Source organism: Umezawaea sp., assembly GCF_036375055.1.
GTDB lineage: Bacteria > Actinomycetota > Actinomycetes > Mycobacteriales > Pseudonocardiaceae > Umezawaea.
Genome location: NZ_DASUSQ010000030.1, coordinates 1 through 12,089, shown reverse-complemented (window position 1 = coordinate 12,089; position 12,089 = coordinate 1). Strand labels below are relative to the sequence as shown.

The 12,089-nt window shown below is 72.0% G+C and carries 10 protein-coding genes; 7 read left to right on the top strand and 3 right to left on the bottom strand.

Annotation, left to right across the window (positions count from 1 at the left end):
* The first annotated feature begins 472 nt into the window (after positions 1 to 472).
* Complete coding sequence (locus tag VFZ92_RS09750) at positions 473 to 1,012, top strand: NAD(P)H-dependent oxidoreductase (RefSeq protein WP_330875508.1); 540 nt, start codon at positions 473 to 475, stop codon at positions 1,010 to 1,012.
* The gene (locus VFZ92_RS09745) at positions 1,009 to 1,563 is read left to right on the top strand and encodes a flavin reductase family protein (RefSeq protein ID WP_330875507.1); all 555 of its coding nucleotides are present in this window, start codon (positions 1,009 to 1,011) and stop codon (positions 1,561 to 1,563) included. The genes VFZ92_RS09750 and VFZ92_RS09745 overlap by 4 nt, the downstream gene beginning before the upstream one ends.
* A gap of 1 nt (position 1,564) precedes the next feature.
* Here the strand turns inward: VFZ92_RS09745 and VFZ92_RS09740 are convergent, their stop codons facing one another.
* The 3 genes from VFZ92_RS09740 to VFZ92_RS09730 are packed head-to-tail and all read right to left on the bottom strand — an operon-like array spanning position 1,565 to position 5,150.
* Entirely contained in the window at positions 1,565 to 3,472 is a 1,908-nt protein-coding gene (locus VFZ92_RS09740) for an FAD/NAD(P)-binding protein (RefSeq protein ID WP_330875506.1), read from the bottom strand.
* The gene (locus tag VFZ92_RS09735; protein WP_330875505.1) at positions 3,469 to 4,236 is read right to left on the bottom strand and encodes an amino acid ABC transporter ATP-binding protein; all 768 of its coding nucleotides are present in this window, start codon (positions 4,234 to 4,236) and stop codon (positions 3,469 to 3,471) included. The genes VFZ92_RS09740 and VFZ92_RS09735 overlap by 4 nt, the downstream gene beginning before the upstream one ends.
* A complete protein-coding gene (locus VFZ92_RS09730) occupies positions 4,233 to 5,150 on the bottom strand; it encodes an amino acid ABC transporter permease (protein ID WP_330875504.1) in 918 nt (305 codons plus the stop codon). The genes VFZ92_RS09735 and VFZ92_RS09730 overlap by 4 nt, the downstream gene beginning before the upstream one ends.
* A gap of 363 nt (positions 5,151 to 5,513) precedes the next feature.
* Here VFZ92_RS09730 and VFZ92_RS09725 point away from each other — a divergent pair, with 363 nt between their 5' ends.
* The 5 genes from VFZ92_RS09725 to VFZ92_RS09705 all read left to right on the top strand — a co-directional run bounded on the left by VFZ92_RS09725 (position 5,514) and on the right by VFZ92_RS09705 (position 11,527).
* The gene (locus tag VFZ92_RS09725) at positions 5,514 to 6,662 is read left to right on the top strand and encodes an LLM class flavin-dependent oxidoreductase (protein WP_330875503.1); all 1,149 of its coding nucleotides are present in this window, start codon (positions 5,514 to 5,516) and stop codon (positions 6,660 to 6,662) included.
* Entirely contained in the window at positions 6,659 to 7,135 is a 477-nt protein-coding gene (locus tag VFZ92_RS09720) for a GNAT family N-acetyltransferase (protein ID WP_330875502.1), read from the top strand. The genes VFZ92_RS09725 and VFZ92_RS09720 overlap by 4 nt, the downstream gene beginning before the upstream one ends.
* A gap of 14 nt (positions 7,136 to 7,149) precedes the next feature.
* Positions 7,150 to 8,082, top strand: coding sequence for an ABC transporter substrate-binding protein (locus VFZ92_RS09715; RefSeq protein WP_330875501.1), 933 nt, complete (start codon positions 7,150 to 7,152; stop codon positions 8,080 to 8,082).
* Between the two features lie 365 nt (positions 8,083 to 8,447).
* The gene (locus tag VFZ92_RS09710) at positions 8,448 to 10,586 is read left to right on the top strand and encodes a putative bifunctional diguanylate cyclase/phosphodiesterase (RefSeq protein WP_330875500.1); all 2,139 of its coding nucleotides are present in this window, start codon (positions 8,448 to 8,450) and stop codon (positions 10,584 to 10,586) included.
* A gap of 77 nt (positions 10,587 to 10,663) precedes the next feature.
* Positions 10,664 to 11,527, top strand: coding sequence for a S1C family serine protease (locus VFZ92_RS09705; RefSeq protein ID WP_330875499.1), 864 nt, complete (start codon positions 10,664 to 10,666; stop codon positions 11,525 to 11,527).
* Positions 11,528 to 12,089 lie beyond the last annotated feature (562 nt).

Here is a 12,089-nt window from a genome sequence, read left to right as displayed (position 1 = left end):
GTAACGAATTGACGTGACAACCGATGACCCCAGTTCTCCGGGGTGGCGCGGAGGGTGACGTCGAGCACCAGGTGGAACACCGGGGTGCCACCACCCGTTCTACCAGTGGTCGGCAACCGGGAGCCGCACCCGGCGTCGGTTCGCGGCGGACGCCCCCTCGGCCGCCGCGACCCCACCCCGAGACGTTCGTGGAGCGCCCCTGCCAGCCGACCGCCGTCGGCCGGACGGAATCCCCCCTTCCGCACCGGCCGACGGTCTCCCAGAACCACCCGGACCACCGAGCGGGTGACGTCCCGAAGTCCCGCTCACTGAACGTCCTTGACGCGACCTCACGACCACCGCAGTCTCGGAGGGGTGAACCGAGCCCAGCTCCTGACCCGACGCCGCCACGTGGACCTCGCGCGCACGTGCTCCTGCCGCTGTCCGTAGCCCAGGACCACGCCGGAGTCCCGTTGCCCAGCAAGGAGCCCTCATGTCCGCACTCATCGGCACGCTGGTGGGCAACCCCCGCCCGGCCTCCAGGACCCTCAACGCCGCGCTGGCGCTGCGCGCCGCGCTCCGCCAGGTCGTCCCCGCCACCGGGGACGGCGCCGTCGTCGACGCGGCGGAGCTGGCCCAGGACGTCTTCACCCCCGGCTCCACGAGCGTCAAGGACGCCCTGGCCTCGCTGGAGCGGTCGAACGTCCTCGTGGTCGCCTCGCCGACCTACAAGGCCGCCTACACCGGCCTGCTGAAGGCGGTGCTGGACCAGGCCCCCGGCGGCTGGCTCAGGGGCAGGATCGCCATCCCGCTCCAGGTGGCCGCGTCGGACAAGCACGCGCTGGCCGCGGAACTGCACCTGCGCCCGGTCCTGGTCGAGCTGGGCGCCCACGTCCCCGGTCCCGCGGTCTTCCTCAACGAGTCGGTGCTGGCGGACCACGAGGCCCTCGTCGCGACCCTCGCGCAGCACCTGGTGGACACCGGAACGGCCGCCGTCGTGACGGCGGCGCTGGCGGGAGGGACCTCCGGATGAGCGTCGTACCCCGGCAGTCGAAGAGGGACCTCGCGGACGAGCTCAAGGGCGCCCTGCGCGACCACCCGCAGGCGGTCACCATCGTCACCGCCCAGGGCCCGGACGGGCCGGTGGGCGTCACCGTCAGCTCGTTCACCTCGGCCAGCATGAACCCGCCGCTGATCGTCGTCTGGATCGGCGACGGCGCCTCGGCGTGGCCGGTGCTCCGCACGGCGCCGCTGTTCGCCGTGCACCTGCTGCACGCGGGCCAGAGCGCCCTGTCGGACCTGTTCGCCAGGACGGGTTCTGACCGCTTCGGCGACGGCACCAACTGGGAGTCCGACGTCGACGGCGTCCCGCACCTGCTGGACGCGCCGCTGCGGCTGCGCTGCCGCACGGCACGCCGGATCGCCGTCGGCGACCACGTCGCGCTGGTGGGCGAGCCCCTGGAGGTCCAGCACACCGGCGGAACCCCACCGCTGATCAGGTTCCAGGGGCGCTACACGTCCGTTGTCGGCCGCTCCTCCGGGGACGGCGGCTCGGCCGCCCGAGGCCGGCCTCGCGCGGACTAGGTCAGGCCACGCTCTCGGCGTCGCCCGAACCCTCCTCGGCGAGCAGCCGCAGCAGGGCTCGGGCGACGACGTCGTTCTGCCGGAAGCCCGGTGCGTTCGTGCCCGGCCTGGCGAACGCGGCGAACGCGCGGCCGGTCGTGAACGGGCCCAGCGCGAACCGCCTCGGGTGCGGCTCGCCGTTCCGCCCGATCAACCGGTTGTCCTCCGCGGCGACCCGCACCAGGCCCGTCGACCGGCCGTCCGACAGCCTCTCCTCCACGACGTCGCCCGCACCGCGCAACGCCCGCAGCACCGGGTCCGCGGTGCGCCCCAGGCCGTGGGTCGGCAGCCGGGCCTCGACCAGGCCGGTGGCCCGCACCACGTCGGGCACGCTCGCGCTGCCCGCCAGGAACACGCCGTCCGACGCGCGCACCCACACGTCCGCCCCGAGGAAGTTCACGATCCCGGCCCGCGACAGCGCGAGCAGCTCCTCCAGGCGGTCCGGCGGCGGCCCGCTGGCGAGGAAGCTGAAGAACCCGCTCCACCAGCCGTCCGCGTCGGCCAGCCGCGACGCCGGGGACAGCTTCGGCGAGTTCAGCACGCGGGGCAGCTGGCCGTAGACCGACAGCAGGGCCATGAACGCCCCCAGGTCCGCGCTGAACGCCGGATCGGACCTGCGGGCCACGTCCGCCTCGACGTAGGCGCGCAGGTGCTCCTGGAACTCCTCACCCGTCGCGAACGAGAGCCCCGCCAACGGCCGGTCCAGCCGCTCGAAGTCGATCCGGTCCTCCACGGCGGGCACCGACGACGACACCAGCTCCGCCATCTCCGGGCTGTACCAGGGCAGCTCGGCGAACGCCTCGGCGAACTCGCCCCACGACACGGACACCCGCTCGGGGTGCCCGGTGAACAGCTCGTGGAAGTACCCCCAGGCGATCTCCTTCGCCAGGAGCGGCCACACGTCCGCGCGGAAGTCGAACTCCTCCGGCGAGGCCAGCAGCGCGTCGACCACCCGCCCGTCGAAGAACACGGGCAGCGGCAGGGGGTCCCCGCGCAGCCGGTAGCCCGTCTTCGAGTGGTACGGCACCCCGCGCCGCGAGCCGACGTGGATCCGCGGCTCCCGCCCCGACGGCACGTACCGCAGGCCTTCGGCCGACTCCTCGAACCGCCCGCCGCGGCCCTGCGTGAGCAGCACCGCGAGATCGATGAACGCCAACCCGAACCCGCGCAGCACGACGTCCGCGCCGGGGAGGACCGAGGACAGGTCGCTGTCGGCGGAGTAGTCCGGGGGCAGGTAGGCCAGCCCGTGCGCGGAGGCGTAGTCGGCGAGTTCCCGCTCCTCGGCACCCATCTCGGCGTCCAGGTGGCCCAGCGTCAGCACCACCGCGTCCGCCACGAGCGGCGACGACCGGTCGGCGAGCCACACCCGCTGCCGCCCGTGCGGGGACCCGGTGATCCGCCGCACCACGGCCCGGTGCCGGTGCACGGTGATCCCCGGCGGCAGCGCCGCGACCGCGTCCTCGAAGAACCACCCGAGGTACGCGCTCTGCAACCGCCTGCTGGGGAACGTCGTGGGCTCCACCCGCCCCAGCTCGGCCAGGACGTCCTCGGGCAGGTCCACCCGCAGGTCACCGGACCGCACGAGCGAGGCCCACTCGGCCAGCGACGGTCCCGTGCGCACCGGCCCGTCGCACACCACGCTCGCGTCGGTGAACATCGTGACGTCCACGGCCATCGAGTTCATCCGCAGCAGCTCGGACTGCTCGTACCGCCAGACGCGGCCCGCTCCCGGCGGGTGCGGGTCGACCACGTGGACCTCCAGCGCCGCTCCGCCGAACAGCTCCGCCGCGTTCACGGCGATGCGCTCGACCAGCCCGGCCGCGCGCGGCCCGCCGCCGACCAGCACGAGCACCGACGGCGGTGCGCTCACAGGACCCTCGCCAGGAACTCGCGGGTGCGGGCGTGCCGCGGGGCGGTGAGCAGCTCGGACGGCGGCCCGGACTCGACCACCCTCCCCTCGTCCAGGAACACCACGGTGTCCGCGACCCGGCGGGCGAACTCCACCTCGTGCGTGACCACGACCATCGTCATGCCCGCCTCCGCGAGGTCCGCGACGACGGCCAGCACCTCGCCGACCAGCTCGGGGTCCAGCGCGCTGGTCGGCTCGTCGAACAGCATCAGCTTCGGCTCCATCGCCAACGCCCGCGCGATGGCGATCCGCTGCTGCTGGCCACCGGACAGCTGCCGGGGGTAGGAGCCCTCGCGGCCCGCGAGCCCGACCCGCGCGATCAGCTCCTCGCCCAGCGCCACGGCGGCGGCGCGGGAGAGGCCGCGCACGCCGATCGGTGCCTCGACCACGTTCTCCAGCACCGTCAGGTGCGGGAACAGGTTGAAGTTCTGGAACACCATGCCGATCGAGGCCCGCTGCCGGGTGATCACCCGGTCCTTCAGCTCGTGCAGCCGCCCCCGGTGCCTGCGGTAGCCGATCAGCTCGCCGTCGACCTCGACCTCCCCCGCGTCGATCTTCTCCAGGTGGTTCACGCAGCGCAGCAGCGTGCTCTTGCCGGAGCCGGAGGGCCCGATCACGCAGGTGACCTCCCCCTGCCGCACCTCGAGGTCGACCCCGCGCAGCACCGGCGTGGTCCCGTAGCTCTTGTGCAGGCCGCTGATCCGCACGACCGTCGCGGCGCTCATCGCAGCCGTCCCCCCAGCCTCTGCCACGGCGTCGGCGGCAGCGCTCGCGCCGCGCCCCGCGCGTAGTGCCGCTCCACGTGGTACTGCGCCACGCTCAGCACGCTCGTCACCACGACGTACCAGGTGGTCGCCACCAGCAGCAGCGGGATGACGAGGTAGTTCCGGTTGTAGATCAGCTGCACGGAGAACAGCAGGTCCTGCACGGCGAGCACGCTCACGACCGACGTCCCCTTGAGCGTGCCGATCAGGGCGTTGCCCGCGGCGGGGATGATCGACCGCATCGCCTGCGGGAGCACGATCCGCCGCAGGATCCGGCCCCGGCCCATCCCGAGCGCCAGCGCGGCCTCGACCTGGCCCTGCTCCACCGAGATCACGCCGCCGCGCACGATCTCCGCGGCGTAGGCGGCCTCGTGCAGCGTCAGTCCGATGATGACGGCGGCCAGCGGCCCGATCAGGTTGGTGGAGCTGATGCTCACGAAGTCCGGTCCGAACGGGACACCGAGGGACAGCGTCGGGTACAGCGCGCCGATGTTGAACCAGAACAGCAGCTGCACCAGCATCGGCACGGATCGGAAGATCCAGACGTAGCCCCAGCTGACGGCGGCGAGCACCGGGTTGCCGGACAGCCGCGCCACGGCCAGGAGGGTGCCGAGGGCGAACCCGAGCACCAGCGTCAGGACGGTCAGCCACAGCGTGAGGCCGAGGCCGCGCAGCACCACCTCGGCGGTGAGGTACTCGGCGACGACGCCCCACTGGAAGGCGTCGTTGGTGATCACCGACCGCACGACGGCGGCCAGCACCACCAGCACCACGGCGGCGGAGATCCAGCGGCCGGGTCGGCGCAGCGGCACGACACCCGCCGCGGGGGCGGTCCTGGCCGTGGGTGGCGGCACGAGATCGGTGGAAACGCTCACAGAAGGTCTCCGGAAGGCGAGGGACAGCACGGGAAGGGGTGCCGCGTCCCTCAACGCCGCACCCGATGGTAGGCGCGCTCGACACCGGGAAGTCAAGGCATTCCGAGGGTTGGACACCTGCCCGCCCTCGTTGACGTACACCGGGAGCGCTGGTGCACTGGGGTCGTGGAAAGCCTGCGACTGGTCACCCGCGACCACATCGACCTCGGTCGCGTGTGGTCCGCTTCGTGTCCGCGCTGAGGCCCACCGCCGAGCGCGTCTCCCTCAACGCCTGATCTCGGCCGTTCCCCCGACCCGTTCCGGGTTCTCGCACGCCCGCACCGCCGCGGGCGCCCTTTCCGCACCACCACCGGGGAGTACGACGTGCCTGTGGAATTCCTGGGTATCGGTGGCACCAACGACGGCTCGGAGACGAGCCCGCGCACCGGTGCCTCCTTCGACAAGGACTACACGCTCCGCCTGGCCAGGGCCCACGAGGACAACGGCTGGGACCGCGTGCTGTTCGCCTACGGCTCCGGTTCGCCCGAGCCCGCTCAGGTCGCCGCGTTCGTGGCCACGAAGCTGGACAAGCTCCAGATCCTGTTGGCGCACCGGCCGAACGTGTCCTACCCGACGTTCGCCGCGAAGACGTTCGCCACGCTGGACCAGATCAGCGACGGCAGGCTGACCGTCCACTTCATCACCGGCGGCACCGACCACGAGCAGCGGCGCGAGGGCGACTACCTCACCAAGGACGAGCGCTACGACCGCACGCGCGAGTACATCGGCATCGTGAAGAAGGCGTGGACCTCGCGCGAGCCGTTCGACCACGAGGGCGCGCACTACCGGTTCGCCGACTTCGTCAGCGACACGTTCCCCGTGCAGCAGCCCAGGATCGGCGTCTCCTTCGGCGGTTCCTCCCCCGCGGCCTACCGCGCGGGCGGTGCCGAAGCGGACATCTACGCCCTGTGGGGCGAACCGCTCGCGCAGACCGCCGAGCAGATCGAGTCGGTCAAGCGGGCGGCGCGGGACGCGGGCCGCACGGACGTGCCCCGCATCCAGGTCGCCTTCCGCCCGATCCTCGGCGCGACCGAGGAACTGGCGTGGGAGAAGGCCTACCGCACGGTGGACGCCATCAAGGAGCGCACCAGGGGCGGCACGGCCGCGCTGACCCGGCGGCACCCGCTGAAGAACCCGGAGAACACCGGCTCGCAGCGGCTGCTGGCGCTGGCGGAGCGGGGTGAACGGTTCGACCGCGCCCTGTGGACGCCGACGGCGGCGGCGACCGGTGGCGCGGGCAACTCCAACGCGCTGGTCGGCACGCCGGAAACGGTGGCGCAGGCGCTGCTGGACTACTACGACCTCGGTGTGGACATCCTGTCCGCCCGCGGCTACCACATCCTGGACGACGCCATCGACTTCGGCCGGTACGTGATCCCGATCGTCCGCGAGGAGGTCGCCAAGCGCGACCGCGAGCGCGCGGCGGCGGAGGCCAGGGAGCCGGTGCGCGAGTCGATCTCGGTCGACGGATGACCGTCGAGCAGCTGGAGGTCCGCCGGGTCGATCCGGCGGACCCGCTCACCGGCCCGATGATGGCGGAGCTGACGCACGAGTACGTGACCCGCTACGGCGAGGGCGCGCACCAGGAGATGGCGCGCTACCCGGCGGAGGTGTTCCGCCCGCCGAACGGGAGCCTGTTGCTCCTGCTGGAGGACGGCGAGCCCATCGCGGGCGGGGCGTTCAAGCGGTACGACGCCGTCACCGCGGAGCTGAAGCGGATCTGGACCGGCTCGGCGCACCGCCGCCGCGGTCTCGGCCGCCGGGTCGTGGCCGCGCTGGAGGAGGAGGCGGTCGCCTTCGGCTACCGCGGGCTCTACCTCACGACCGGACCGCGGCAGCCGGAGGCCAAGGGCCTCTACCTCGCGCTCGGCTACACGCCGCTGTTCGACGTGTCGGCCGATCCGCTGACCATCGGGCCACTGCCCTTCGAGAAGTCCCTCACCTGATGGGGAAGGCACCTGTGCGCGCCAGACGGAACGAGCTCTACCCGCTGCTGCTCCTGACCTTCGCGATCTCGTTCGCCACGGCGGGCTGCGGGTCCGCGGGAGCGGGCAGCGGCTCGACGGGGTCCACGGCCCCGACGGCCGACGTGCTGGGCTCCGTGGTGAAGGACGACGCCATCGCCGCCCTGCTGCCCGAGGCCACCAGGCGGGCCGGGGTGGTCAAGTTCGCCTCGTCGGTCGGCAGCACCCCGCCGTCGGCCTTCTACGCCGAGGACAACAAGACCGTCCAGGGCGTCGACATCGAGGTCGCCGCCGCGGTCGGCACGGTGCTCGGCGTGCGGATCGACCGCGAGGTGGCGAGCTTCGAGGTCATCCTGCCCGCGCTGAGCAGCGGCAAGTACGAGGTCGGCACCGGCAACTTCGGCGTGACCGAGGCCAGGAAGAAGACCATCGACTTCGTCACCTACGTCAACGACGGCCAGGGCTTCGCCGTTCGCAGGGGCGACGACCGGGTCAAGGAGGTCAAGAGCCTCGACCAGCTGTGCGGGCTCAAGATCGGCACCGGGGCCGGGACCACGTTCGAGGCGACGCTGGAGCGCGAGAAGCACGTCTGCCCCGACGCCGGGAAGCCCGAGTACCAGGTGCTCAGCTTCTCCGACACGGCCGGGATCTACCTCGGCCTCCAGCAGCAGCACATCGACGTGATCATGAGCACGATCAACGGACTGCGGCACGCCGCGTCCGAACAGCCCGACCTGGTGTTCCTGAACGAATTCAAACGGCTCGACGTGGGATTCGCGTTCAAGAAGGGGTCACCACTCGCGCCCGCGTTCCAGAAGGCGGTGAACAAGCTCATCCAGGACGGCACCTACCAGCGAATCCTGGAGAAGTGGGGCACTCGCGATTCCGCGATCCCGGAATCGTTGATCAGTCCGCCGGAACGCTCTTGATCCGTTCGGAGCCGGGGCCGGGTCGTCCTCTCGGAGGAAGGCCCGGCCTACTTGGTTAGCAGCCTACCGACGAGTAGGCACACCCCTCCACCGAGTGACGCGCCTGAGGACGAAAATCGGGTGCTCAGGTTGGGGCGAGCGCGATCGATCAGTAAGCTCACTCGCGGCCAACACGCCATGACTGATTGTGCCGTGGGTGACACGGACCGGCTAACCTGCCAACCGATCGGTCCGAAACCCGAACGAGTGAAATAGGAGCGTCCGTGCACAGCGCCCCACGGTGCGGTAGCCACGATGTGCTCTTCTCCCGTTCCCGGAGAACGACTCCCGACCATTCCCCGAATGGTTCACAGGCCTGAACCGCGATGGTCGACCACTCGGGGACGACCCCCGAACCACGAGCGACGCTCGACGAGTTCCCCCTCGTCCGGGAGGACTTCGCGCACCGCTGGACCTCGCTGATCAGCAGCACGGTGATGTCCAACGTCCCGCGCGCGGAACTCGAACAGGTGCTGGCCTCGCTGACCACGCAGGTCCTCCGGGCGGTCAGCGCCGACCCGCCCGTGGCCGAGCTGGGCCGCCGGATCGGCCGCGAGATGGTCGAGCACGACTTCATCTCCTCGGAGACGCTGGAGCGGTCGATCGCCTTCATCGGCGAATCGCTGATCCCGCACTTCCACCTGCCGCCGACGTGGACCGGCAGGCTCGTGCGGGTGCTGGGGTCGCTGGCCGCCGGGTACAGCGACGCGCTGCGCGACCGCACCCTCGACCAGCAGGAGCTGAGCAAGACCGCCGCCGTCATCGCCACCCGCAGGGCCGAGGAGGCCAGGCACGACAGCGAGACGAAGTTCCGGGCGGTGTTCAACTCCTCGGCCATCGGCATCGCCGTGATCGGCGTCGACGACCGGATGCTCGACTTCAACGAGGCGCTGCTGGCCCTGCTGCACTACGACGAGGACGCGCTGCGCTCGGTGCGCGCCAGCTCGCTGCTGCACCCGGACGAGCGGGACGCGATGACCGTCGCGATGGAGCGGCTCGCCGCCGGTGAGCTGGAGCACTTCCGCGGCGAGCGGCGGCTGCTGCGCGAGGACGGCGAGGTCGTCGAGACGCTCCTCGCGCTGTCCCTGGTGCGCACGCCCGCCGGTGAGCCCGCGTACTTCGTGTCGATGATCGAGAACATGAACGAGCTGCGGGCGCTCCAGTCGCAACTCGTGCGGCAGAGCCTGCACGACGTGCAGACCGGCCTGGCGAACCGCCAGCAGTACCTCGGCTGGCTGGAGAACGCGGCGGGCACGCAGGGCCCGACCAACCTCGTGCTGGCGCACTTCGACATCGACGGGTTCCGCGTCGTCAACGACGCGTTCGGCCACGACGTCGGCAACCGGATCCTGGTGGACTTCGCGAACCACCTGCGCGCGGTGTTCGACGGCGTCGGGCGGATCGCGCGGATCGGACCGGACGAGTTCGGCGTGCTGGTCCGGGACCCCGAGGACACGCCGTCGGTGATCGCGCTGGTCGAGGAGGCCCTCGACCTGCTCACCGAACCCGTCTACATCGACCACCACGGCATCGGCGTCACGGCCAGCGTCGGCGTCGTCGCCCGCCGGTCCCGCGGGGCGGACGCCTCGGAGCTGCTGCGGTGCGCGGACATCACCGTCGGCTGGGCGAAGGCCGACGGCAAGGCCCAGTGGGCGCTCTACGACCGGGAGCGCGACCTGCGCGACCGCGACCGGTGCGTGCTGGCCGCGTCCATCCCCGGCGGCCTGGAGCTGGGCGAGTTCCACGTCGACTACCAGCCGGTGCGCTCGCTGGAGGACGGCTCGCTGGTCGCCGTCGAGGCGAAGCTGCGCTGGGACCACCCGGAGCGCGGCGTGCTGGACCCCGAGCAGTTCCTGCCGCTCACCGCCAGCACCGGCATGGTGCTGCGGCTGAGCCGCTGGGCCATGGCCCGCGCCTGCGAGGACGCCGGGGCCTGGTTCGCCGAGTTCGGTGCCGCGGCGCCCGTGCTGAGCATGGACCTGATCTCCCGGCACTGCCAGGAACCCGAACTCGTCGCCGAGATCGGCCAGCTGCTCCAGCGCACGGGGCTGCCCCCGCACCTGCTCCGGTTCGAGCTGCACGAGTCGCTGCCCGCCATCATCACCGAGGACCAGGCCGACGAGCTGGACATCCTCGCGGAGCGGGGGGTGCGGCTCGTGCTCGACCAACTGGCGGGCGGCATCGTCTCCCGCGAACGCGTCCGGCAGATCCCGTTGCACGGCTTGAAGTTCGCGGGCGCCATCGTGCACGGGCTGGCCGAGGGCGCGAACCTGATCGACGAGAGCGCGGCGGTGGCGCTGATGAAGTGGGCCGCCGTCCTGCGCGTGCCGCTGATGGCGGACGACGTGCGCACCGAGACCGAGGCCACCCGCCTCACCGAACTGGGCATCTCCTGCGCCCAGGGCCCGTTCTTCGGCGCGCCGGTGTCGGCGGACGACATCAGGGCGCTGCTCGGGGAACGCTGAGCCGGGCGCCGACTTCTCTTGGCAAGTCCACCGGGTTCCCTCAGGTTCCTCACAACCGCGGGCCCGACAGTGGAGCCATGACCGAAACGCGACAGGATTTCCCCGCCATGAGCGGGTCGTTGGACGACGGGGCCGCCGTGCCGGGGTTCTGGCGCCGCACCTCCACCAAGCTGACCGCCGCGGCGTTCGCCGCCGCCGTGGTCGCCGGGACCGCGGGCGGGCTCATCGGTGCCGCCGCCGTCCCGACCGCGGTGAACGCGTCGGTGACCAGTTCCACCATCGCGAAGACCTCCACCGGCACGTCCACCGAGGACGTGAGCGCCATCGCCGCGTCCGCGCTGCCGAGCGTGGTGCAGGTGACCGTGTCGGCCGCGCAGGGCAGCGGGATCGGCTCCGGTGTCGTGCTCAGCGCGGACGGGCGGATCCTGACCAACAACCACGTGGTCTCCGGGGCGCAGCAGGTCTCCGTGACCACCAACGACGGCGAGGAGTACGCGGCCACCGTCGTCGGGGCCGACCCGAGCAGCGACCTCGCCGTGCTGAAGCTGACCGGCGCGAGCGGCCTGACGCCCGCCACGTTCGCGGACTCGTCCACGGTCGAGGTCGGTGACCAGGTCGTGGCGATCGGCTCCCCCGAAGGACTCCAGGGCACGGTGACGTCCGGGATCGTCAGCGCGCTGGACCGCACGGTGACCATCGCGGGCGAGACCCGCGGGTCCGCAGGCACGAGCTACCAGGCGATCCAGACCGACGCGTCGATCAACCCCGGCAACTCCGGCGGGCCGCTGCTGAACTCGGCGGGCCAGGTGATCGGGATCAACTCGGCGATCTACTCGCCCGCGACCGGCGCCGATCAGGCCGGGAGCGTCGGGATCGGCTTCTCCATCCCGTCCAACCAGGCCACGCAGATCGCGAACCAGCTCACGGCCTCGGCGAACTGATCCCCTTCAGGACGGACACGCGCACGCGTTCCGGGAAGGGCCCCACCGGGACCGGCGGATCCGCTCCTCGACGAGCGCCCGCCGGTCCCCCGTCGGCGGCCGGTCCAGCGGCAGCGCCGAGAGGACGCCGCCGATCACGTGCTCCAGGTCACCACCGCGGTACCGCCCGGCCGGAGGTCCACCGACCGGAACAGCCCCTCGTGGTCCCTCCGGTGCAGCGCCTGCCCGACGGTGACGGCCCAGGGGCCACCAGGTCGTCGAACACCGCCGCCGGACGACCGCGCCGGTACCGCGCGTGGAAGTCGGCCGCCTCACCCGCGAACCCGGGGTCCACGGCGTTCACCACGCCCCGAGGAGCCCGCCCCTCACAGGGCTCCCGCTCTCAGCGGAGCACGCGGCGCCGGGGACCCGTCGCGCGGGAGGTGGGAGCACCTCCCGCGCGACGAGCCGTTCACGCCCAGTCGGGGCGCAGCGGCATCCCGGACGCGGTGCCGTCGAGCTTCACGCCGAGCACCTGGTGGAGCTGGATGTTGTTGCGGTCGAAGCCCAACCTGCTCGCCGC

What these genes read in the sequence shown, in the direction of transcription:
- VFZ92_RS09745 (WP_330875507.1), top strand. Translation starts at nt 1,009, where the DNA reads ATGAGCGTCGTACCCCGGCAGTCGAAGAGGGACCTCGCGGACGAGCTC.
- VFZ92_RS09710 (WP_330875500.1), top strand. Translation starts at nt 8,448, where the DNA reads ATGGTCGACCACTCGGGGACGACCCCCGAACCACGAGCGACGCTCGAC.
- VFZ92_RS09705 (WP_330875499.1), top strand. Translation starts at nt 10,664, where the DNA reads ATGACCGAAACGCGACAGGATTTCCCCGCCATGAGCGGGTCGTTGGAC.
- VFZ92_RS09720 (WP_330875502.1), top strand. Translation starts at nt 6,659, where the DNA reads ATGACCGTCGAGCAGCTGGAGGTCCGCCGGGTCGATCCGGCGGACCCG.
- VFZ92_RS09750 (WP_330875508.1), top strand. Translation starts at nt 473, where the DNA reads ATGTCCGCACTCATCGGCACGCTGGTGGGCAACCCCCGCCCGGCCTCC.
- VFZ92_RS09735 (WP_330875505.1), bottom strand. Translation starts at nt 4,236, where the DNA reads ATGAGCGCCGCGACGGTCGTGCGGATCAGCGGCCTGCACAAGAGCTAC.